Source organism: Nonomuraea sp. NPDC049784, from assembly GCF_040659615.1.
Taxonomy (GTDB): domain Bacteria; phylum Actinomycetota; class Actinomycetes; order Streptosporangiales; family Streptosporangiaceae; genus Nonomuraea.
This window is the reverse complement of sequence record NZ_JBFAMX010000131.1, coordinates 1-22896: the sequence shown is the minus strand read 5'-3', so window position 1 is coordinate 22896 and position 22896 is coordinate 1. Positions and strand designations below refer to the sequence as shown.

Genomic DNA, 22896 nt, shown 5'->3' with positions numbered 1-22896 from the left:
CAGGTGGCCGGTGGCGGCGGCGCTGGCCGTCATTGCGCTGTCCGTACCGGCCGCCGCGGCCTCGGTGGCGGCGGGGATAGCCACGCTCATCGCGGCGCTCTACCGGCGCCCGCCCGCCGCCGTCGCGGTAGGCGCGGCGTGGGTGGCCGCGACGTTGATCAGATTCGCGCTGCGGCCTCCCGGCCTGGCGCCCTACATGGTGTGGGCGCTGGTCGGCGTGCTGATCGGCGGGGCGCTCACCGGCTGGGGCATGCTGGCGCGGACCCGGCGCGAGCTGATGCTGTCACTGGCGGAACGGGCCCACCGCGCCGAGGCCGAGCAGCGGATGCGCGCCGAGGAGGCGCGCCGCGCCGAACGCCTCGGTCTCGCCCGCGAGATGCACGACGTGCTCGCGCACCGGCTCTCGCTGCTGGCGGTGCATGCCGGGGCGCTGGAGTTCAACGCGGAGGCGACGCCGGGCGAGGTCGCCGAGGCGGCGGGGGTCATCCGGTCGAGTGCCCACCAGGCCCTGGAGGAGCTGCGCGCGGTCATCTCCGTGCTGCGCGACGGCTCCTCGTCCGAGCTCGCCGAACCAGGTCAGGAGCTCGCGCCGCTGATCGAGGAGTCGCGGCGGGCGGGGATGCGGGTCGAGCTGCACGACCATGGCGTACGGCTCACCGGTCTGCCGGAGGCGACGCGGCGTACCGCGTACCGGATGGTTCAGGAGGGTCTCACCAACGCCCGCAAGCACGCGCCCGGCGAGCCCGTCACGGTGCTCCTCTCGGGCACGGCCGGCGGCGAGCTGACGATCGAGATACGCAACCCGCTCGGAGCGGCGGGGGGACTGGGTTCGACCGGGGCCGGGGCGGGGCTGGCCGGGCTGGAGGAACGGGTGTCGCTCGTGGGCGGGCGTCTGGAGCACGGACGCACCGACGACGACGGGCGGCAGGGGCAGCGCGGCCGCGTGAACGGCGGCGGGTTCCGGCTGGTGGCGCGGCTACCATGGCCCAGTGAGTGAGCCCGCCCCCATCCGGGTCCTGATCGTCGACGACGACGCGCTCGTACGTGCCGGACTGACGCTGATGCTCAAGGGCGCGCCCGGCCTGCGAGTGGTGGGCGCCGTGTCAGACGGCGGCGAGGTCCAGGCCGCCGTGGGCGAGCACTCCCCCGACGTCGTGCTGATGGACATACGGATGGCCGGGATCGACGGCATCGACGCCACCAGCCGGCTGCGGAGCCGCCAGGGCGCGCCCGAGGTCATCATCCTGACCACGTTCGACGCCGACGAGCACGTGTTCAGGGCGCTGCGGGCGGGCGCGAGCGGGTTCCTGCTGAAGGACACTCCGCCCGAGGGGATCGTCGAGGCCATCAAGCGGGTCGTGAACGGCGAGCCCATCCTGTCGCCGAGCGTCACCCGGCGGTTGATCGCTCACCTGGTCCCCGAGGAGGAGAGCCGGCGGCGAGCCGACGCCCGGCGCCTGCTCGGCACGCTCAGCGAGCGCGAGCGCGAGGTGGCGCTGGCCGTCGGCCAGGGCAAGCCGAACGCGGTCATCGCGGACGAGCTGCACATGAGCGTCGGCACGGTGAAGGGCTACATCTCGCGCATCCTCACCAAGGCCGGCCTGGACAACCGCGTCCAGCTGGCCCTCGTCGTCCACGACGCCTCGTAAGGACACTTCCCCGCGCCCGGCGCAGCACCTGCTTTCCCGGTTCTTCACTTGCCCGGCCATCACCGGCTCGCCTGCCGTCATTCGGCGATGATCTAATGCCGTCGATCACTAAAGCGAGAGCAAGTGTAGGTAAAATGAAGCAAAGCAGCTTCCGACGCTGGGCGACGGTCTCGGCGGCCATGGCTATATCGGCCGTCACGCTCCTGCCGGTCGGCGCCGCCGAAGCCGCGGGATCTCCCGTGGACGTTCAGCTCCTGTCCCTCACCGACTTCCATGGCTATCTGACGCCGCAGAACGACGCCGCGAACGGCACCGTGAAGGACGCCGAGGGCAAGAGCATCGTGGTGGGTGGCGCCCCGTACATCGCCACGCACCTGAAGAACCTGCGGCAGGGTCACGAGAACTCGATCACCTTCACGACCGGCGACGACTTCAGCGGCTGGCCCACCGAGGTGGCCTTCCACCAGGACGAGCCCACCGTCGAGTTCCTCAACGCGATCGGCGTGGAGTTCTCCGCGGTCGGCAACCACGAGCTCGACCGGTCGCTGGAGTTCCTGCGCGACCACATGGGCAAGGGCCGCTGCTTCGGCGTGGTCGACGTGGACAGCTGCTTCACGGACTCCACCGGCCGCCAGTTCCAAGGCGCGCGCTACACGATCTCCTCCGCCAACATCACCCCCAAGGGCTCCACGAAGCCGATTTTCGAGCCGTACGTCATCAAGACGGTGAAGGTGCGCGGCGGCAAGAACGTCCGGATCGGGTTCATCAACCTGACCACCCCGACCACGGTCACCGGTTCGACGTCCTACCAGCCGGAGCTGGACAACCTGCCGCTGGTGGAGACCGCGAACAAGTACGCGACCGAGCTGAAGCGCCGGGGTGTCGAGGCGATCGTGGCCAACGTGCACGAGGGCGGGACCGCGGGAGACGTCTACGACCGCTGCAACAGCAACCCCTCGGGGCCGGTCATCGACTTCGCAAAGCAGGCCTCCCCCGACATCGACGCGATCATCACCGGCCACTGGCACGCGCTGTTCAACAACTGCATGATCCCGGACCCGGCGGGCAACCCCCGGCCGGTGGTGGAGGCGGCCAACCACGGACGCCTGATCAACGAGATGAACCTCAAGATCGACCCGAGCACGGGTGACATCATCCGCTCCGCCACCGCCTCGGTGAACCACCCGGTCACCCGCGACGTCACGCCCGACCCCGCGATGACGCGGCTCGTCGACTACTGGAAGGCCCGCGGCGCGCAGACGTACGCGCGCCCGGTCGGCAAGATCAGCGGTGACATCACCCGGACCCGCGCCGCCGACGGCGAGAGCACGCTGGGCAACCTCGTCGCCGATGCGGAGTACGCGGACGCCGTGCAGAACGCCGGCGGACCGGTCGACCTGGCGTTGGTGGACACGGCGCCGCTGATGGGCTCCAACAGCCTGCGCGGAGATCTGCGCTTCGCCAAGGGCACCAATCCCGCGGACGCCGACGGGACCGTCCTGTTCGGAGAGGCCTGGGCCACGTACGGCTACGCGAACCCCGTGCTCACTGTCTCCCTCACCGGGCAGCAGCTCGAGCAGGCGCTGGAGCAGCAGTGGCAGACGCAGGCCGACGGCACGGTGCGGTTCAGCCCGCTGGCCGTCTCAGCCGATGTCCGGTACTCCTATGACGCCTCGCGGCCGGTGGGTGACCGGGTCGACCCCTCCAAGGTGCTGATCGCCGGCGCTCCGCTGGACGCCGGGCGGACCTACCGGGTAGCCGCTCTCGCGTACACCCTGATCGGCGCGGACGGATTCAGCGCGCTGGGCGGCTTCACCGACCCGGTGCGGGGCTCGCGCGACTACGAGGCCTTCCGCTCCTACTTCCAGGCCAACGAGACGGTCGCTCCTCCCGCGCTCGACCGGGTGACCGCGCTCTGACGTCCTGCCCTCTCGGCTCGCCGGCCCGTGACCGGCGGGCCGAGGGGGACGTGCTCATGCCCGTGCCTGGTTCGCCCGGAGGAAGCCGGAGACGATCGCGGCGGTCTCGTCCGGGCGCTCGTGGTGCGGCAGGTGTCCCACGCCCTCGAGCAGCCGGAGGTCGGCGCGTGAGAACACCGAACGCACCCGTTCCTCGGACGGCATCGGGGTGACGGGGTCCTGGCGCCCCCAGATGACCTGGACGGGCACGTCGGCGGCGTCGAGGGACCGGTAGAGGGGCTCGGCTCCGTGAATGGGGACGTTCCGGATCGCGGAGATGAGGCTCCGCTTGAAACCCTGATATCGCAGTTCAGGCAGGAAGCGCGCCCGTACGCGAGCCACGACGCGCTCGTCGCGTGAGTAGCCGGGAATGCGCGCTTTGAGGGCGCGATCTCCGATGAGATGGAACAACGGTTCACCGACCACGGGCAGGAGGGCCAGGCGCGCCCCGAGGTTGAGCGGGGTGGCGAAGCCGTCGGGCGAGATCAGGCACAGGCGGGAGACCCGGTCGGGGTGGCTCACCGTGTACTCCGCGGCGATCGGTCCGCCGAACGCGAGCGCCACGAGGGTCACCGGGCGGTCGACGCCGAGTGCTTCCAGCAGGTCCGTGATCTGTCCGTCGAACAGGGCCTGGTCGTACTCGAGGCGGGGGCGGTCGCTGAACCCCATTCCGTACCGGTCGTAGCGGATCGTCCGGTAGCCGGCCGCCGCCAGCCGTTCGAACAGGCCGTCCCACATCCACAGGGACAGCGTCGCTCCGGGAATGAACAGGATCGGCTCCCCGTACTCGGGACCGTCGACGACCACATGCGTCATGCCGTGGCGAAGCCGGACGAAGGAGCCGGGAGCGTTCTCCCGGGCTCGAGCGTCCATCCGGACGCTTTCGCCACGAAGTCGGCTACCGGTACGGATACGCATGAGGCGGACTCCTTCACGATACAATGACCGAGGGTCAGTCAAGTGACCGCAGGTCAGTCTGCATCAATGACCGCCGGTCAGTCAACAAGGAGAACGGGGACACGACCATGATCGAGCGCGCCGCGGCCAGGCGGAAACGCGTGATCAAGCCTGCTGAAGAGCGCCGCGCGGATCTGCTGGACGCGGCGATGGCGGTCTTCACCGAACATGGCGTCGCCGACGCCACCGTCAAGGACATCACTGAGCGAGCGGACGTCGCCAAAGGTACGTTCTACCTCTATTTCGATGCCAAGGACCAGGTCGTCGCGGCCTTGTGGGAGCGGTACGTGTCACGCTTCCTCGAGCTCGCGGAGGACCTGATCGGGAACCGGACCCCGCGGGACGACTGGAGCAGCGTCCTCGCCGCGCTCGTGGAAGAACTCATCGATCACGCCATGGGACATGCGAACCTCCACCGCATCGTCTACGGGTCGGCCGACGCCAAGGCGCTCGCCCTCTGCTGGGAGACGAACCAGCAGGTCATCGCCCTGCTGGCGGAGGCGATCCAGCGTGGCATGACCGCGGGAGTCCTACGCCCCGGCGACCCCGAGGTCCTCGCGCGCGTCATCTACCACGGCACACACGGCGCACTGCACGACGCGATCTCCGGCACCGTGCAGTACGGCCGCGACGAGGTGGTCAGGACGGTCCAGGACATCATCGGCCAGGTGCTTACCGCCTAGTTGGGGTTACCGGCGTGGGTGAGCGTCTCCCAGGCGACGAAGAGGTTGTTGGAGCCCGCCTGGCGCTGCTGCTCGGCGAGGGTCTGCGTGTTGGCCATGGCGATGCCCATCCGGTTGTGCAGGGCGTTGAAGCCGACCTCGGTGACCGGCCCCAGGCCCAGGGTGAGGCTCCCGCCGCACAGCCACGACGGCACGGCCGTCCCGAGCTGGTACTTGGCGTGCAGGCCGAGCGCGTGCCGCAGGCGGTCGGCGACCTCCGGGTAGAGGTCCTGCCCCTGGATCCGGGCGGTCTCGGCGATGTGCGCGATCGCCGCCAGGCCGTACCCGGTGTGGGTGAAGTCGCGGCACGTCTCCTGGGACAGCCCGTCGACGAAGGTGTCTTGCCCCTGCCAGTAGTCGACGACCTCCGCCCGCGTGTCGATGCCGGAGCCGGCCGGCCCCTTGGGGAAGGCGCCGTCGCCGGTGAGGTAGATGTACGCGGGCACGCGAGCCCGGAACGTGCTCACGGCCTTGTCGTAGGCGGTCTTGTCCTCCAGGAACACCGCGATCCCGATCGCCGCGTCCATCATCGACAGTTCCCAGTTGCCGTTCGTGCGGAGGCTGCCGTTGATGACCTCGGGCAGGTAGACGTTCCTGAGCATGGTCGCGAAGCGGTTGACGCCCGCGGAGGACCACCCGGTGTACGTGTACCGGATGATCTCGGCCGCCCTGGGCCAGGACGATCCAGCCCATCCTGTCTGGAGCGGCGCGTTGCTGTTGGTGTGGTCGATGATCACGGCGGACCAGGCGTCCATGATCTGGATCGCCCTCTCCGCGTACCGGCTGTCCCGTGTGATGTACCAGACCAGCGCATCGGTGTAGGCGGCCGGCGCTCTCCGGGCCGAGGCGGCGGGCGCGGACAATCAACGGGCGACAAGGCGGCGGTCGGCGGTCGCGTGAGCCGTCCGCGAAATATTCACCAGCTTTTGGCGTCTTTGTCTTTATTCGGGCCGACTTGAGCGGTGATCATGGCTATGTCCGTCGCACCCCACAAGGAGGCTTCGTGCACACTCCGCAACGCCCCGGACCTTCCTGGTCGGTAAGGCTCACCGTCGTCCTCGCCGCCATCATCTCCGTCATCGGCCTGGTCACCATCACCCCGGCCGGCGCCTCGGTCTACAACTCCTGCACCATCTCGCGGTGCGCCGACGCGCGCTCGGCCAGCGGAATCTGGTCGTCCAAGGGCTACCCCACCTCCAGCGGCTGGTACTCCTGGCCGGACGGCTACTTCCTCTAAACCAACATAGCTGGAGCTTGATGCGTCGTCGATCCCTCTACCTCGACACAAGTCACCACCGCTGGTTGGGGAGCGTGTGCCTTGGTCGCGCCGCATCGGCGAACAGGGGGAGTGAAACACAGTGACGTGCTCGATCGATAACAGTACGTGGCAAGAGGACTGAGATACGTCGACGCAGTACGCCTGCTTGGTGGACAGGATCCACTGCTAAAGCGGCTAGACACTCTAGCTGGACTAGCCTCCTTGGGAGCTCTTCCGGTAGCGGAGCTTATCGAGGCCAAAAACGAAGTCATGAAATTAAGCAACGATCTGCTTGGTGGAGTGCGTGATCGCAATTCACGCGATTCATGGACCAGCCGCACAGCGCGGATCGAAGCAGCGCACACTATTATTGTAACGGCCGCATTCTTTTCTGAGGCACGGTCGCTTAGCTTGCCTTTTAAGTGGTCCGATCTACGCATCACAAAAGAAGAGCAGCACGCGCTACGAACTGACCTGACGAGCCCAGTGCATCCCTCTCCGGAACTCCCTTTCGAGAAGGTGTGCGAAAATCTTCTCACCCATTATAGAATGTTGAGTGACGCGCTCAGGAAGTTCGTCCGTGGATTAAGGGTGTGGGACAAGCTTTCTGAGCATAAGCGGTCCCAAGCATCCAGGGAGTTTGTCGAGACCCTCCCAAGCCGAGCGATTGAACGATACAAAGACTTCTACCGCCAGTTGATGGTAGATGTCCCGGAATTCGCGTACTGGGCAGGGATGATCAGTGATGAGGCATCTCGTACTGAACTTGCTTCACTTAGGGCATTGTTGTCAAAACTCGCCAAGGGCACGGTATCGTCTGAGCAATTAGATTCCTTGGCCAGAGTTCAAGCTGCGTGCCTACAACGCCCCATTGCGAAGACTGGAGACATTCCAGTCGGCATGCGTTTGCCCACGCTGGAGGAAGCCTACGTAACTCCTCGCTTTCGAACAGCAAGGGCGTCCGAGGAGGCCGATAACGCCACACGCGGCGAAGATACATTTTGGGAGGATAGGGATGTTAGAGAAGATCTTCCATCTTTCATAGCCGGCTTCCTTTCTACATCTGATGCCGCCGAAAATCCCTTGATTGTACTGGGGCACCCAGGGGCGGGAAAGTCAGTTTTGACGCAGATACTCTCGGCCTACTTGCCGGCTTCTTACATGCCAATCAGAGTCCCTCTTAGAGAAGTGTCTGCGAGCAGGGATCTGCAGGTGCAAATTGAGCAGGCGATATACAATGCAACAGGTGATCGTCTGCAGTGGCCTTCACTAGCACGGTCCTGTGAACGAGCATTACCTGTAGTGATGCTTGATGGATTCGATGAGCTTCTACAAGCCACAGGTGCCCACCAGTCCGCATATCTTGAGCGTATTGTCGATTTCCAAGAGCGGGAACGGAATGCAGGGCGGTCAGTAGCGTTCATTGTGACGACTCGAAGCGCGGTGATAGAGCGAGCACGGGTACCCGAGAAGTCTATATTGGTCCGACTCGAACCATTCAATGATCGGCAAATAGACCGATGGATAGGGATCTGGAATCATTCAAACGCGTCATATTTCGACCACTCTAGTTTGAAGCCCTTCAGTGCAGAGCTCGTGAAAGCCCACATCCATTTAGCCGAACAGCCTCTACTTCTCATGATGTTGGCGTTGTATGATGCTGACAATAATGTTCTGCGCCTCACGATTCACGAGCTTCGCGAAAGCGAACTTTACGAGCGACTACTGAAGGCCTTTGCAATAAGGGAACTGCAGAAACATCATCCGGATGAACATGTTAAGCGGCTTGTTGAAGACGAGCTCCTAATTTTGTCAATAGCAGCCTTTGCGATGTTCAATCGCGGCCGGCAGTGGGTCACGGCAGACGAGGTATCTAAAGATCTCACTGTCTTTCTCCCGGTCAATCAAAGGCAACCCAGCGATCTAGATCTCCCGCTAAGCCGAGGTGAGCTTGCATTCGGACGATTCTTCTTCGTCCACCGCTCACAAGCTCATCATGACGAGGTGACCCTGCATACCTACGAGTTCTTGCACGCAACCTTCGGCGAGTTCCTGATAGCACGGCTCATTGCGTCAATTCTGCGGGATATGGTCGCACAAATGACCGGAGTGTTTTCCTCTGATATCAACGATACTTGGTTGAGCGCCCTATTGTCATGGAGTACTATTAGCGTTCGCACGCCTATTCTGAGCTTCCTTCAGGAAATGCTCGCAAGTCTTACGTGCGAAGAACGCAATAATCGGCTGCATCTGATTTATAGCATCTTTCATGGACTTCGTAGTCGCCACAGCCTAGGTCACCCGGCATATCTTCCAAGAGTGGCCAACCCTCCAGTGCTTTATGCGCAGTACTCGGCGAATCTGCTCTGCGTCGGGTTGGTTTGCACGCCATCTATAAAAGCGAGCCAGCTTTTTCCAGATCCTGAGGAGACGGTGATAGAGGACTGGCTAAAGCTTGTGAGGCTTTGGCAAGCCGGGTGTGACAGCGAGGAGATGTCGAGCCTTGCAACAGCAATCCAAGTGTCTCCGCAACGGGATTCCGATGGGGTGCGTGACCTGCAGTTGAGTTACGCGCCCCATGGCTGGGACCCCTCCCCGGTTGATCTCCGTTGGATGCTTGATTTGCCTTCGAGAAGTACGAGCGTCGTAATGTTGAATAAATCGTGGGCAGACGCCTCGGTGCGCGAAATGGCTTTCTCGCTGGCTCTCATGGAGAACATCTTCTTGCACATAATGGAGCCCATGCTAGCTAAAGGCTGGAAGCTGCTTGAAGCGTTCAGGATTTCGGGCGATCAAAGCCACCTCGACATGAATTCTAGCGTGCGAGATCTCTTGTGGTTGCTGGTCGAAAATGCCAGTTCGGCGGAAGAGCGGGCTAAAGTATATCTTCGACTTCTTTCGATACCTCGATTGCAAGATATGGAGGTTGCCGTGTTCAACGCCTTATCGACGGACATGAACGCTCTCAATGATGAGCAAGCTGGTCAGGTTGTGAGCGCTATAAAAGCGCTGAACCCTCACGAGGATGTGATGGCGCTAGTCCGCAATCTTGCACTAGAGCGCGGAGTGATGGATCTAGATGGAGACACTTAACTAACTTCAGACGCTTCAGTGGTCTGCCGAGAGTGGAGGAGTTAGAGGCTGTTGGCGAGGTGGCTGCGGTAGCGGTCGGTGTCGGAAGCAGGCGGACGGCTACTTCCTCTAAGCACACTATTGCGCGGGCTAGCTGTCGTCTATGAGCTGCAATGGAAAAGCTCACGGAATCGGAAATCGAACCGCAGGCATCAGCTCGATCCGCGCAGGCTAGCCGGGCTACGCCGTCCCCGGGCTCCACTGAGAGGGGTCATAAGATGATCTAACGTTGGCGATACGCAGAAGTTCGTCGGGCCGTAGGACCGTGATCGTGCGGTAACCCGTTTCGACGATCTCACGCCGACGCCAGATGTGTAGGATGCGTTCCACGGTTTCTTTCGAGACCCCGATCCATGACGCCAGTTCCCGCTGCGTCAGGGACACCTTGATCTTGCGCTTACCCTCATGGAACGCCATCTCGTAGTCGATCATTGATGCAAACGCTTTGGCGAGTCTTCGATCGGCGATCTTCTCCCCGATACGGGTTTCCGCTTCGTCGAGACGACTACGAAGATCAGTGGCCAAGGCGGCCCAGGCTCCTGGATGCATCATCAGAAATATTTCCAGGCCAGTTGAGGGAATCGCGAGTCCCAAGACCCACTCCAACGGCCGCACCGTGACCGTGCGCACGGTGATCTCGTTACACTGCGCATAGCCATCTGGGTCACTCTTCCCCGCGCGGAATAGATCGCGACGCAGTGCCTTGTCCTCGCCCAGGATCTGACCCGGGTAGCGAATAACCAGCAGGCTTTCCTCGCCCGCGGGCTTGTCAACGGTGACCTTGACGTGGCCAGTGAGCAGGATCACTGCATGAGTGTCGGTGTGCCCCTCCTGGTACATCATGTCGTGCTCGCCCGAGTACCAGCGGAGGCTGCCTCGTCCGCCCGCCACATACCCAAGAAGCATGCGTCGCCCATCGGAGTCCAACTCGGCCCAGAAACTGCCCTGACGGGCGCCCCAGGCTCCCACCAATGCGTGCTGAAGCGCCTCGGCGCGTCTCTCGGTAATCTTCATCGTCGCCCCCGAATGGCTCTAATGATGGGGGGAACGCCAGCCAGCAGCGCCGCCAGCCCGGCGAACATCCCGGCGATCACTGAGGGTTCTGCGGTATCCAGCCGGGTCACGACGTACCCGGCCAGCGCGATGACAGCCAGAGCAATGAGCGCACCTGCCCAGATCATCGGCCAATCGTTTCGTCTCACGTGTAAGGTCGCCTCTCCTCTTCTAGAACCCTCCCAGTGTTCGTCCCGTGAAGCGGATCTTCTTGGTAAGGGAGGGTCGGATCTCGTGGTGGGCAGAGAAGCTCGCCAATGAGCATGCGTGCGATGCCCAACTACAAAGGTAGTAGCCCATTTGCGAAGTATTTGCGGACAGTCGGCCTGCGGACGGCCTGCTTTGCATTTATGGGGAGGATCGAGAACGGCAGAGCCACCGAGCTAACCGCCCGGAGGACTCCTACCTGCGGCGATAGTTGGGACTTGAGTAAGAGGACCGATCCTGCGACCTGAGCCAATTCCGGCATATTCAGGCCTCCGAGAATTGCCCAACCCGTTCGGCCGCGCCCGTCGCCGGCGGGGCGTTCCTGCCCGGTCTTGTCTGGTGCGACTGGTCTTCCAAGCTCGTGCGCGAACTCAGGCCATAGCCCCCGACGTCGTCTGCCATCGCGCCCCTCGGACAACCACTCCGGGGGCCGCCCGCATGCGCCGAGCAGTCCACGGCAGCCTTGGAATGTCGGCCCCTGCTCCAGGACACCTTGCGCGGTTGGGGCGCCAGGACGTCGAGCGGCAGGCGGCTGAAACCTCAACACGCAGACTTGACGGGGAAGACCACCACCCACGACGCCGACTCGTCGGCGGCCACCGCCCGCTCAGGTCGGGCAGTGCATCTGACATGGCCAACTACAAAGAGTCATCACAGATAAGCGGTGTGACTGCTACCTCGACATAGTCGCCACCGTTGCGTCTACCATGCGCCCTCTGAACTGCGAGAACACGCCCAGTGCGCCGATGCCTCTACTGTAGGGGCTTGAGTGATCACCGCCTTTCGACTCAAGGGGAACTGGGTTGTGAAGGGTTACATGCAGGTCATGACCACTGTGCCAAGCGCAGAAGAGGGCGCGGCTCTGGCACATAGCATCACGTCGCAACGGCTGGCCGCTGGGGTACAGATCATTGGGCCGATTCGGTCTCTGTACTGGTGGCGAGGCGCGTTGCGCGACGAGCAGGAATGGCAGTTGGTCATCAAGACCACGCACGCTCTACTCGTCGCGCTTGAGCACCACATCAAAACCAATCACAGTTACGAGACGCCGGAAATCATCGCAACTGAAATCGCTGCGGGAAGCGCCGACTACCTAGACTGGATTAGTGCGGAGACGCAGAGAATTGACGCTTCGTAACGGCCAACTCTTCTAGGAATGCGCGGACCGGCGGTTGAGTCTGCCAACGCCTTAGCGCCTCTCCGAGAACGATAAATCGTGGCAGCCAGATGCCGGATTCCGTCTCGCGAATGACGGCGAGACCTTCCCTGGCCGCTCTGGCCGCTTCTGCAACAGAGCCATGCACGATATGAGCTGTGGCAATGTCTCCGAGGATGATGCCTGCCCGCTTTCTCTCCACTTCCGGCAGACGCGCTATGACGGCATGCGCTACCGCTTCGGCTTCATCGAGCCGACCGATTTGGGCATAGGTAGAGATCTGGAATGAATCAAAACGATCCTGGTCTAGAAATCTCGTCCATACGCGATCCTCTTCCGGATCAGCGACATTGAAGGCTTCGCGCGCCTCATCCCACGAATGAAGGGCAGCTTCGGTTTCTCCTAGGGCTGCGCTCTCTTCAGCATGTCTCGCGGCCAGCCATGACGTGGTTCCGGGCGATGTGTCCCTAGGCAGGTGCTGTAGTGCGGTCGCCAGCAGGGCGCGCGCCCGTCCGTGGTTTCCCTTGCCGCTTGGTATATAACTTCTATATCCAAACGCACACGCGATAATGGCTGGATCATTGGCTTCCGTGGAAGCCTTCTCGGCGGTGTCATAGAAGTTTCGGGCAGCGGATATGTTGCCTAGATCTGTTGCGATCCAACCGGCAAGCACGCTGCTTTCTCCCGCAACCACGATCAAGCGTCTACGAAGCTCGTCCTTGGGGTCGGTGGCCGTGCCGTTCAGGATGGTTCCGACTTCGTTCAGGTGGGCCGCCAAGCCCTTGAAAATCGTATGCGCAGGGAGCATTTCTTCGAGGCGGTGAAAGCCAGCGGCTCTAGCCTCCATCTCTCGCACGACTGCTTCGTCAATGGCGCTCGGCCTTGACAGAGCAAAGGCGACTTTCTCCCATGCCTCACTTTGAGCTAGAGCGGACTGGGCACCAAGTTGGCCAATCATGGCCAGTAGTTCGCGGCGCTTCAACGGCTCGCCCCTTTTCCCGATCGCTTCAGCGAAGAGCTGCAAGTCGAAGGTGTCCGTGGGGATCTGGACACCGTCACTGACGACCTGCGCACCGCCCTTGCCTCCAGAGGACGACAAGCCCAAATGGCGACGCAAGTGGCTAGGCATGCCCAAACCGCCAGCAAACTCCTCAAATGTATGCTTTGCGGTCGGGACGCGCTTGCCGCTCTTGTACTCGCTGATCCGTCCCTGCGATCTACCGGTGAGGTTCGCGATCTGGCCTTGAGTGACGCCGTACTTGTTAAGGATGCGGATCACTCCGCCGATGTCACGGCGCTTGCACGCATCTTCCATATCTTGACGTGCGAAAACAGCGTCAAGCACCGATCGAAGGTGCTCTTGGTCCATCGTCATGGCGGCGTTCCGTTCCCCTGGTAGCGCAGCCTTTCGGGAGTAGTGGAGCTCTTCTAGTCCATCACACCGTGAGATATCACGGTGAGATTCTTCAGAACCGGTTTGCTTGGAAGCCTCACATCAGTTCGCGGCGCAGGTCAGAGCTGATCTGAGGAAGAGTCGAAGATCCTCATTTGTCTGGCTTCCGCCCGTTCTTTGCTCGGTAATGCGAAGCTGCGGGAGGCTGGTTCATGATCTTGGAGCAAGAGGCGTCGCGTCTCACCTCCATGACCGCCGTTGCCATGGCTGACCAGCTACAACGTGAGCTGGGATTGCATGGGATCACGGCTGACGTGAACGACGGCTACGGGTTGGCCGTGGTGTCGGTCTGGCGCGGTCTGCTCGTGTGGACCAACGGTGATCTTTTCTGGTGGCGTACCGGCTGGAACGACCGCCGCGACCGGCCCGTGTATGCCAGCCATTCCACGGCGGACCCGAAGCGGGCAGCCCGACGTATCGCCGCCCTGTATGGGGATCTTCACGCCGTAGATCGCTCCGCGCCGGACGGGGCGTGATCACGCATGGCGCGCATTTCACGAGCAGTACTCAAGGACATTGCTGGCCTACGTTCCAAAGGGCTCACCCCCGGACAGATAGCCGGGGCAATAGGCGCGAATGTTGTCACGATTACTGGGGCCATCGATTACCTGGATCGCAAAGCACCGCCGCAGGAAGAGGCCGCTTCCGTGGCCGATGAAGCAACGCAGCTGGGGCAAAGTCACTCGACATGCAGAGCGTTGTCGAGAGTCGAGTTCTTGGATGCCTTCAATCTGAATATCGATGACATCCGTGACGGATACAGCGCCAACGCGCTGTATCACCTGTACTTGCAGTCTCGCATTCGGACACGAATGCGGGACTCGTGAGACGCGCGACGGTGCGGTGACGGGCTCGCTCACACCCGTGCCCACCGTGTCCCGCACCGTCGCGTCAACACCCCCGGCAGAGCCTTCTGCACTCCCATGAGAGTGCCAGTTCCCAAGGGCTCTGCCGGGGGTCCTTTGTCTGAGGACGCTGTGAGCTGGGGTTTATCTCACCGCAGGATCTAATCCATCTCATCGCCGGATGTTTTTGATCTCACTGCATGATCACACCGTGCGATGGGTTCAGCCCTTCCCCGAAACCTACCTTCGCAGCGTAGGTCACCGGAAACGGAAGGGATGTGATCTAGATGAGCCCAGCTCAGCGCCACCACCGCCGCGAACTGATCACCAGTTTGCGCGCCCTGGCCACGTTCTTGGACAGTCACCCGCAACTGCCCGTTCCGAGGTACGGGCCGATGCGGGTGTCGGTCCACACGCTCTACGACACCGACGCCACCACCGAGGCAGAAGCGATTGCCGAAGTCGAGCAGGTGGCCACGCTGTTGGGGGTTACGCCCACGGTCAAGCACGGACATCACGCCGTCTGTGTCGAGTTCGGCGTGGTTCGTTACAAGGTCCTGCACGTCACACAGGCGGCCATGGCGCGTCACGACGCCCTGGACTCCTACCGCGACGCGATCACCCTCGACGAGATCGAGGGGGCGTGAGCGATGGACCTCGCACTGTTCGTCGTGTTCCTGGCCCTGGTTCTGTCGGCCGCCACGCTCGTGCTGTTCGTGGTGCTGGTCGCCGTGATCCGTGCTGAGGACCGCCGCCACGCCCCGACCGGAACCCTGAGCCGCCGCCTGCTGGGCACCTATGCCCGCCAGGGTCGGCCGACCACCTACGCCGGGAGGAGGTGAAGCCCTGATGCGATCACTCCCGCTCCAGCCTGGCCGGTGCCTTTGCGGCGCGGCCACGCCCGGAACCCTGCGGTGCCGCAAGTGCCGCGCTCGCTGGCGCTGGTGCCGCCGGAAGTCCCGACACGACGGCATCTAGCCCCCGTTTCCCGTCCCCCGCGAGGTCCCGTGAGAGGAGGTGAAGCCCCGTGACTGTGACTGTCCCGCTGGTGCTCGTGGTCGGTGCGCTGGTGTTCATCGCCTGGCGCTACCTGGGCCTGAGGCTCTGGCACGCGATCATCGCGTTGCTGTTCGGCTTCCTGCTGGCCGCTACCACGCTCGCCCCCGACATCCGCGCCGTGATCGGTGCCGCCCTGAGCTGGATCACTGGCCGCTGAACCGTCCGCCAACCGAAGAAGGTGATGCTTAATGACCCAACGCCACCCTTACCCCCACGCTGACCTGCAAGGAGCTGCCACCCGCAACACCACTGCCGCCGAACTGCTGACGGCATTCGCCAAGTCCGCCCCCGCCCTCGACCACCTATGGCGCCACATCTTCGACGCCCTGGCCGACACCCCCGCCCTGATCAGCGAAATCGACCGGCTCCGCGCCGAGCTGTCCACCCTCCGCTACCAGCGCGCGAACCTGATCGCCGCCATCCGCGCCACTCTGGCGGCCGACGATGAGGGAGAGCACGACCCCCTGTTCTACGTGCGTGACGAGCTACACGCCCAGCACCACGCCGACGCCCGACGCGCGGCGGGTGGCGGCCGATGAACCCGCGCCACCGCGCCTCACGCGCCCAGATGCGGCGCAACGCCCGCCGCATGCGCCGCTACGGCGTCGAACCCATGGCCCTGATCACCGAGGATCTTGAATTCGCACCCTTGGTCATCGCCAGCATCGCCCGCGCCGTCTGGCGGTACCGGTCCGAACTCGCCCCGCTCACCATCGCCACGTCCGACCTAGTAGCGGGCGTGGTCCTGCGACGTTGGTTCCCCGAATGGTGGCCCACCGTGATCATCGCCACTGTCATCGTGGCCGGCGCGGTGGCCATCTGGGGCCGATGGGTCAACCTGCCACGCCCGGTCGAACGCGGCTACGCCACCGTCACCACGGCGTTCGCCGGAGCGTGGCTCACCCTGGCCGCCTACCTGGGGCCGTTCACGGCACCCCTGCCCGCCGTGCTCGGCATCGGCACACTCGTGCTGGCCGTGCCCTGGTGGGCGCACCGTCGCAGGCGTGCCCGCGTGCGTGTTGAGCGCACGCTGGCCGCCTGGCCGGACATCGCCCAAGCTGTCGGCCTGGCCGGATCCCGCGTTCAGTCCGCGATCGTGGATCTGTGGGGCTACCGCTTCCGGCTCGGGCTGGGGCTCGGCCAGACCGTCGAAGACGCCCTCAGCGCCGTTCCCCGCCTGGAATCGGCGCTGGGCACCACACGCGGCGGCGTCCGCGTCCAGCCGGTGGCCAGCAAGAAGGCCAACCGCGCCGACGTACGGGTGATCGAGACCGACCCGCACGCCGACGCCATCACCTGGCCAGGCCCGTCCATCACCTCAATCACGCAACCGGCCAAGCTGGGGCTGTTCGAGGACGGCACACCCGTCCGTGTCCCCCTGCTGCGGCGGCATGGGCTGTTCGCGGGCATGTCGGGGGCGGGCAAGTCGGGCGGCGTGAACGTCCTGCTCGGGGACCTGACCGCCTGCGAGGATGTGATCCTTTGGGCGGTCGACCTCAAGCGCGGCATGGAGTTGATGCCCTGGGCGTCGTGCATAAACCGGCTGGCCACCACCCCACAGGAGGCGGAAAGCCTACTCGCCGATGCCGTGGTCATCCTCGACGGACGGGCCGACGACCTCACCAGGCGTGGCGAACGCGTGTGGGAACCGTCGCCGGACAGACCGGCGCTGATCATCATCGTCGATGAGTACGCCGAGCTGGCCAGCGAGGCACCACGGGCGATCGACTACGCCGACTCGATCGCCCGACGTGGCCGAGCACCAGCGGTCAACCTGATCGCCGCCACGCAACGCCCCTCCAAGGACGCGATGGGCAAGAGCGCGGTCCGCTCCCAGATGGATGTACGGCTGTGCTTCCGTGTCCGGGAACCCCGCGACGGTGACCTCATCCTGGGACAGGGCATGGTCAAGGCCGGATGGCACCCCCACAAGCTCGACGCCCCCGGCAAGTTCCTGATCAGCTCCCCGGAACACGACATCCCCCGCCGCGCCCGCACCTACCTCCTCGACGACGAGGGAGTTCAGGCCACCGCCGAACGGCACGCCGAACACCGCCCGTCGCTCGACGCGGTGTCTCTGGCCGCTCTGGACGACGCCGCATCGAGGGCTGAGAGGCACGCAGACGCCTCGATAGACGAGGAGCGGACATCGCCACGGCACGCCCGCCAAATCGCGCCCAAACGCGGCGACAGCGTGTTGTGGACCGTCCTGCGCGACGCCCCCGAGAACGGAATAACCGTGGACGAGCTGATAACCGCAACGGGAATGAGCCGCCCGACCATTTACCGGCGATTGGCTCAGCTCGAAAACGACGGGAGAGTGCGTCAGGTCAGCCGGGGACGGTGGCGGGCACGCCTCGACCCCAACCCCGACCCCGCGTAGTCACCGACTCTCAGTAGTCGTCTCATCGTCTCAATGTCTCAGTCTCCCGCACGTCTGCGCGTACATAGGCGGCACACGCGCACTGAGACGAGACGGTGAGACGAACACGCAGCGTAGCCGAGATCGGAGGTGGTGCCGCAACGACACCAGAAGATCGGGAAGCGATTCGGAACGCTCGACCGAAAGGAGGTGATACCCGACGAGCAGATCAAAAGCATCGAATCAAGAAAACGGAAAGAAGGTGAGAGTACCCCCAGCCAGTCACTCGGAGACGCCCGCGCGCAATCTATGCGATGGACATCTACTCCCTTGGGTCCACGCGGCGACTGGCGTGGCAGGATGGCAGATCACTAGCCCATCTCGCCGACTGTCCCATGTCGTAGCCACCATTTCCGACGGAATCGCCCACTCCCACGCAAAAGACGAATGGCAGATCTGTATTCCGCAAGCGGCCCTGACGGTCGTGGTCGTGGAGGCGGATACCGAAACGCTCTGGTGCCGTCTCGACACCGAGCATTCCGGTTCTTGTCTCCTCGCCCTGGCATATGCGCCGTGGTCAGTCGCCACCGTACTGAGATGCCCCAGGACCGCATTACCGATGCGGGGGCGGCTATCAATGCACGACGTACGAGTGACCACACGCATGGGGCGCACAGTGCGCTACCTGGTTCCCGTGTTCACCCCCGCCTGACGCCCGCTCCAAGAAAGGAGGGTCCGCTTTCGGCGCATGAGGAACGTGAGAATACGAAACCGCCCGGACCTACCCCACGTAGGTACCGGGCGGTTTCTTTGCGTGTGCGCCACCTTAGCCGGTCAGTTCGATTCCATCCGTGCTGATCTCCATGCCGGTAATCGCTACGCGCGGGTCGTGTCCAGTGGGGTGCAACACCACCCGGACCTCAAACTCAGCGAGCATTTCCCGCCGCTTGACGGAATCTCCTGCATTCCACTCCTGTGCAATCGTTCGGCCGGTAGGCACCATTCGCATCCCCGGCTTGCGTTCCGGTAGCGCCTTCAGCGCCGCGATCTCCTCTCCGATACGCCGATATTCGGTGCGGAACCATTCCGCTTCCTCCGGATCGTCGTATAGCCCGACCTGGCGGTCCTCACGCAACCGTGTGCGTGTAGCCGTCAACTCCGCGATCTGCGCAGCGTGGCCAGTACCAGGGTCGTAGACCTTTCGCATGACCTCCCCGGCACCGTAGCGGGAGAGGAACCATTCGCTTACGAGGGCATCCAATGCCGTGAGTCCCATGATGGGGGCGGGCTTGCAATGCGCCGACGCGGGTATCCCACGTACCCGCGCGATACATCCGTACCGACCCGTGACGTGGAGCCGCGCCCCACAGTTGCCGCAAAAAGCGATGCCCGACAGCAATTGCGTGCTCTTCGGCGCTCGGCTTCCGTTGCGTTTCGGGGCAGTTTTCTTGACGAGAGCGTCATGCGTCGCGCGATCCCACAACGGATCGGCAATGTGGACTGGCCGCCCGCCAGAACCAATTACCGGCCTCCCGTTGTGCATCAGATACCCGAGTGCCGCTTCGCTGCACAAGATGTGCTTAACGGCTTTCGCGGTCCACGGTCCGCCCTTCATCGGACGGCTATACAGTTGGCGGAGCCGATCGGACGGGCATGGAATCCCTTCACGTGTCAGGCGTGCCGCCTCTGTCGCACATGTAATTTTCCCCGTCTCATCCGACAGAATCCGCTGCGCCACTTCTCGGATAATCTGTGCGGCTACTGGATCGATCGCTACGTGATCGATCTTTGCCTTGGGGGCGAGACGGACATACGTGTATCCATACGATGGGCGTTGTTTGGGTTCGCCTGCCGCGCGAGCGCGTACCGCCTCATCGCGGTTGCGTTTCTGGATTGCACGCAGTTCCATTTGCGATCCCCACGCCTTTATCAGCCATTCGTTTTCCTGGTTCGGGTCGCTGAAATCCCACACTCCCACGTGATCAGCCGTCACGATAACGCGACCCTGACCGGTCAACAGAGCCTGCGTGTTCAGCGTGTCCCGGACGTTGCGCCCGACGCGATCGACGGTGGCCGCCGCGATGCCGTCGTACGGCCCCATCTCTCCCCGCAGCCACGGCCCGAACCCCCGCCGCGTCAGCGGGTCCGTGGCACCGGAGACCTCCCAGTCATCCGCCCATGCCACGATGTGCCCTCCGACGTCCTCTGTGGCCCGTAGGATCTGGTCTCCCTGGCGCTCTGGGCTATTGGTGGCGTCGGTCTTCCTGCTCAGCCGCCGCACCCCCACCAAGCAGCGCCCGCACCCGTCGTACTCCGTCGTGAGCATGTCTTCCATGGTGCCCCGCTTCGTCTGTGTGGATAGCGGAAGCAGCCGGACGGCAAGTACAACTACACCGGCGGGCGCTTCTACAACCGCGAAGGCCAGCTCCCCAGCGGCGCCACCTACTATGAGTACGACGTGTACTCCCGGGCGCGAGGTGCCGCGCGTGACGCGTACCGGATCGTCGTCAACCGCAGCACCGGCGCGGTGTGGTTCTCGCCCAACCACTACACCGACTTCTACCGGCTCTAGGACTCACATGACCTCCGCCGCACGCCCGCTGCCGTACTGGCTGACGGTGTCCACCGGCCCAGCGCCGGCGGTGCTGGACGGGCGGGCTTGCCGGACCCGCGCCGCCTTCTTCGAGGAGGTGGCGCGGGCGCTGCGCCTCCCCGGCTACTTCGGCCGCAACTGGGACGCGCTCACCGACTCCCTGCGCGACACCGGCGCCATCGCCCTGGTCGTGGAGCACGCCGAGGAACTGCTCAGCGCCGAGCCCCCCGAGCAGTTCGTTACTTTGCTGGACGTGTTCGCCGGCGCCGCCGAGGACGGGCTGACCGTGACCCTGTGCACCGACCACGAGGCTCTGCTCCGGCAGCGGGTCGCCGCCGCGCTGACCTGAGTAGCTGGCGCCCAGAATTACGCCATCGGTATACAAATACGGCAGTATCTCCCAGATGAACTTCCGGATCGCCGCCCCCTTGATCACCCTGTTCGCGATCGCGGCTTGTGGTCTGTCCCCGGAGGCCGCACCGCGTACGTCCGCGCCGTCCGCGCCGTCCGCGACAGCACCCTCCCCGAGTGCGACGAGCAAGCCGAGTGCAACAGATCAGGACACCCGCCCCGCCTTGGCGCAGACGCGCAGCACGATGACGGAGAACCTCAAGGTCGAGGTCGTCGGGCTGAACCGGGTCAAGGGCAAGCACCTGATCGTCCAGCTCAGGTTGACCAATACGGACAGCGACAAGAAGCTGCCGTGGACCGGCGAGATGGGCGACAACACCCGCCCGCTCGGGCAGATCCGCTGGGCATCCGGCATCGGGGTGCTGGACGCCGAGGCACATGACTGGATCCTGCCGTACCAGCCTGCCGGCTTCCCGTGCCTGTGCAGCGACCAGGACCGTGACGGGCTCGGCTACTTCATCGATCCCGGCGAGTCGATCAGCCTGTACGCGGTCATGCCCGCCCCCTCGGGCAACCCGTCCTCCACCACGGTCGTCACCCCCGTGGGCCCGCCGATGGCAGACGTCCCGATCAGCGATGACCCGCCGGTCACGCCGCCCGGCATGACGATCCCCGACCCGGACGCCGAGCCCGTCACCACCGTCACCCGCCGCCTCGTGACCCCGTCCGAGTCGCTCGACAAATCGGAGGAAACCGCGGACGACGGCAGGGATCTGCAGATCAACCTCTCCTCCGACGTGCTGTTCGCGGTCAACAAGGCGACGCTCACGCCCAAGGCGAAAACGATCCTGGCGCGTACCGCGAAGCTCATCGACGGCTCGGCCGGCTCCGCCGTGAAGGTGGAGGGGCACGCGGACTCCTCCGGCACCGACGCCATCAACAACCCCCTGTCCACCCGCCGCGCCCAGGCCGTGCGCCAGGCGCTGTCCGCGCTGGTCACCAGGCAGGGCGTGAGCTTCCAGGCCAAGGGGTACGGCTCGCGTCGCCCCCTGTACAGCAACGACACCGACGAGGGCAAGCGGCGCAACCGCCGCGTCACCGTGACCTTCGCCAAGCCCCAGCCGTCGGCGTCCGCCGCGCCGTCCACGACCGTCACTCCCGGCGCGACCGGCCTGACGGGCACCGGCAGGGCGGACGGCCAGCCGATCTCCATGGAGATCACCGGCCTGCGACGGCTGCCGGGCGGCCTCGGGCTGCTGACGTACCGGATCGCGAACCGAGGTGAGAGCGAAGCCTGGTTCAACGAGCTCCACCATGCGCGGGACTGGATGTCGTTCAAGTACCAGGCCGCCTTCAACGTCACGCTCACCGACGTGGAGGCCCGCCGCCAATACCTGCCGGCCCGCCTCCAGGTCGACGACGGCAAGGGCGGCGCCGACTTCTACTGCGCCTGCACCGACGTGTCCGGCGTACGCCTGAGCACCGGCAAGTTCGGCCCCGGTCAGGAGCGCGAATTCTGGAGCCTGTTCGCACTGCCCGAGGCGGCCACCACGCTGAAGGTGAAGATCGGGAGCTTCCGCGATCTGCAGGTGCCGATTCGGTAGCGGCGTCACCCGAAAGATGTACGCGATCTCCTCAGTCCGCAGGAAGCCGTGCGACCCCGCCCTTCATTAGGGTTCTCGGAGATTCCACCCCTCGCGATCGAGAGAGTTCCCCATGGCCTCTGCCCGCAAAACGCTGATCACCGGTTCGGCCACCTTCGTGGTGGGGCTGGCGCTGTGGCTCATCTTCACGCCGTCGAACGTGGGTGTGGTCCTCATGGTCATCGGAGGGCTGGAGGCCATGTACGGGGGCTACAAGAGCGTGCGCGGAGGCGACGTGACGTAGGGCTAAGACGCCGATGTCAGCAAAGGGTGCTAATCCGGGCACAGGTGACATTTACGGCAGCCTTAGGCTGCTCGATGCACTGTTGTTCTGTCGTATACCTTTCGGGAGGATGACATGAGCCCTGGGCCGGACGAATTCAGTACCGCGGAAACACTGTCGAACGAGCCCCCCAGGCGCCGCTTCCCCCGTTCCTTGCTGCTGGTCGCGGCCGCAGCGCTCATCGTGGTCACGGGTGCCGGGGTCGCAGGCGCGGC

22 protein-coding genes and 1 pseudogene are annotated in these 22896 nt (G+C 64.2%); 17 read left to right on the top strand and 6 right to left on the bottom strand.

What is annotated here, in order from left to right; translation table 11 throughout:
- The 3 genes from AB0J09_RS25720 to AB0J09_RS25710 all read left to right on the top strand — a co-directional run.
- Positions 1-997 (top strand): histidine kinase (locus AB0J09_RS25720; RefSeq protein ID WP_360695963.1); only part of this gene is annotated, 997 nt, incomplete at its 5' end.
- Entirely contained in the window at positions 990-1649 is a 660-nt protein-coding gene (locus AB0J09_RS25715) for a response regulator transcription factor (protein WP_360695960.1), read from the top strand. The genes AB0J09_RS25720 and AB0J09_RS25715, both read left to right, overlap by 8 nt.
- Positions 1650-1783: 134 nt before the next feature.
- Entirely contained in the window at positions 1784-3568 is a 1785-nt protein-coding gene (locus AB0J09_RS25710) for a bifunctional metallophosphatase/5'-nucleotidase (protein ID WP_360695957.1), read from the top strand.
- A 54-nt stretch (positions 3569-3622) separates the two neighbouring features.
- Here the strand turns inward: AB0J09_RS25710 and AB0J09_RS25705 are convergent, their stop codons facing one another.
- A complete protein-coding gene (locus AB0J09_RS25705; protein WP_360695954.1) occupies positions 3623-4480 on the bottom strand; it encodes an alpha/beta hydrolase in 858 nt (285 codons plus the stop codon).
- 152 nt (positions 4481-4632) lie between these two features.
- Here AB0J09_RS25705 and AB0J09_RS25700 point away from each other — a divergent pair, with 152 nt between their 5' ends.
- Entirely contained in the window at positions 4633-5247 is a 615-nt protein-coding gene (locus tag AB0J09_RS25700) for a TetR/AcrR family transcriptional regulator (protein WP_360695951.1), read from the top strand.
- On the opposite strand, the gene AB0J09_RS25695 is transcribed toward AB0J09_RS25700, so the two are convergent.
- Entirely contained in the window at positions 5244-6149 is a 906-nt protein-coding gene (locus tag AB0J09_RS25695) for an alginate lyase family protein (protein WP_360695948.1), read from the bottom strand. The two genes, AB0J09_RS25700 and AB0J09_RS25695, sit on opposite strands and share 4 nt — an antisense overlap.
- A 140-nt stretch (positions 6150-6289) precedes the next feature.
- On the opposite strand from AB0J09_RS25695, the gene AB0J09_RS25690 reads away from it, so the two are divergent.
- A complete protein-coding gene (locus tag AB0J09_RS25690) occupies positions 6290-6523 on the top strand; it encodes a hypothetical protein (RefSeq protein ID WP_360695945.1) in 234 nt (77 codons plus the stop codon).
- 291 nt (positions 6524-6814) lie between these two features.
- Positions 6815-9637, top strand: coding sequence for a hypothetical protein (locus AB0J09_RS25685; protein WP_360695942.1), 2823 nt, complete (start codon positions 6815-6817; stop codon positions 9635-9637).
- Positions 9638-9856: 219 nt separating this feature from the next.
- Here AB0J09_RS25685 and AB0J09_RS25680 read toward each other — a convergent pair whose 3' ends face one another.
- Together AB0J09_RS25680 and AB0J09_RS25675 are read right to left on the bottom strand one after the other, a co-directional pair.
- Positions 9857-10690 carry a Crp/Fnr family transcriptional regulator gene (locus tag AB0J09_RS25680; RefSeq protein ID WP_360695939.1) on the bottom strand — a complete coding sequence of 278 codons (834 nt, stop codon included), beginning with the start codon at positions 10688-10690 and terminating at the stop codon, positions 9857-9859.
- Complete coding sequence (locus AB0J09_RS25675; protein ID WP_360695937.1) at positions 10687-10857, bottom strand: hypothetical protein; 171 nt, start codon at positions 10855-10857, stop codon at positions 10687-10689. The genes AB0J09_RS25680 and AB0J09_RS25675 overlap by 4 nt, the downstream gene beginning before the upstream one ends.
- 848 nt (positions 10858-11705) lie before the next feature.
- On the opposite strand from AB0J09_RS25675, the gene cutA reads away from it, so the two are divergent.
- On the top strand, positions 11706-12074 hold the full coding sequence (gene cutA / locus AB0J09_RS25670) for a divalent-cation tolerance protein CutA (protein WP_360695933.1): 369 nt from the start codon (positions 11706-11708) through the stop codon (positions 12072-12074).
- On the opposite strand, the gene AB0J09_RS25665 is transcribed toward cutA, so the two are convergent.
- A complete protein-coding gene (locus AB0J09_RS25665) occupies positions 12040-13467 on the bottom strand; it encodes a helix-turn-helix transcriptional regulator (protein ID WP_360695930.1) in 1428 nt (475 codons plus the stop codon). The two genes, cutA and AB0J09_RS25665, sit on opposite strands and share 35 nt — an antisense overlap.
- Positions 13468-13733: 266 nt before the next feature.
- On the opposite strand from AB0J09_RS25665, the gene AB0J09_RS25660 reads away from it, so the two are divergent.
- From AB0J09_RS25660 to AB0J09_RS25635, 6 genes are all read left to right on the top strand, one after another.
- Positions 13734-14021, top strand: a complete 288-nt coding sequence (locus AB0J09_RS25660; RefSeq protein ID WP_360695927.1) for a hypothetical protein — start codon at positions 13734-13736, stop codon at positions 14019-14021.
- 656 nt (positions 14022-14677) lie between these two features.
- Positions 14678-15037, top strand: coding sequence for a hypothetical protein (locus tag AB0J09_RS25655; RefSeq protein ID WP_360695924.1), 360 nt, complete (start codon positions 14678-14680; stop codon positions 15035-15037).
- Between the two features lie 3 nt (positions 15038-15040).
- Positions 15041-15232: a hypothetical protein gene (locus tag AB0J09_RS25650; RefSeq protein ID WP_360695921.1), complete on the top strand. Its 192-nt coding sequence runs from the start codon at positions 15041-15043 to the stop codon at positions 15230-15232.
- 185 nt (positions 15233-15417) lie between these two features.
- Positions 15418-15606, top strand: a complete 189-nt coding sequence (locus AB0J09_RS25645; RefSeq protein WP_360695918.1) for a hypothetical protein — start codon at positions 15418-15420, stop codon at positions 15604-15606.
- A 31-nt stretch (positions 15607-15637) separates the two neighbouring features.
- On the top strand, positions 15638-15988 hold the full coding sequence (locus AB0J09_RS25640; RefSeq protein ID WP_360695915.1) for a hypothetical protein: 351 nt from the start codon (positions 15638-15640) through the stop codon (positions 15986-15988).
- Complete coding sequence (locus AB0J09_RS25635; RefSeq protein ID WP_360695912.1) at positions 15985-17832, top strand: winged helix-turn-helix transcriptional regulator; 1848 nt, start codon at positions 15985-15987, stop codon at positions 17830-17832. The genes AB0J09_RS25640 and AB0J09_RS25635 overlap by 4 nt, the downstream gene beginning before the upstream one ends.
- Positions 17833-18637: 805 nt before the next feature.
- On the opposite strand, the gene AB0J09_RS25630 is transcribed toward AB0J09_RS25635, so the two are convergent.
- Positions 18638-20137, bottom strand: a complete 1500-nt coding sequence (locus tag AB0J09_RS25630) for a recombinase family protein (protein ID WP_360695909.1) — start codon at positions 20135-20137, stop codon at positions 18638-18640.
- Between the two features lie 75 nt (positions 20138-20212).
- Between AB0J09_RS25630 and AB0J09_RS25625 the strand changes: the two are divergent.
- The 4 genes and pseudogenes from AB0J09_RS25625 to AB0J09_RS25610 all read left to right on the top strand — a co-directional run.
- A pseudogene (locus AB0J09_RS25625) lies at positions 20213-20383 on the top strand (ribonuclease domain-containing protein); the annotation flags it as partial.
- A 7-nt stretch (positions 20384-20390) separates the two neighbouring features.
- Entirely contained in the window at positions 20391-20753 is a 363-nt protein-coding gene (locus tag AB0J09_RS25620) for a barstar family protein (RefSeq protein ID WP_360695906.1), read from the top strand.
- A gap of 55 nt (positions 20754-20808) precedes the next feature.
- Complete coding sequence (locus AB0J09_RS25615) at positions 20809-22359, top strand: OmpA family protein (RefSeq protein ID WP_360695903.1); 1551 nt, start codon at positions 20809-20811, stop codon at positions 22357-22359.
- A gap of 112 nt (positions 22360-22471) precedes the next feature.
- Entirely contained in the window at positions 22472-22642 is a 171-nt protein-coding gene (locus AB0J09_RS25610; protein ID WP_360695900.1) for a DUF5708 family protein, read from the top strand.
- The last annotated feature ends 254 nt before the right edge of the window (positions 22643-22896 follow it).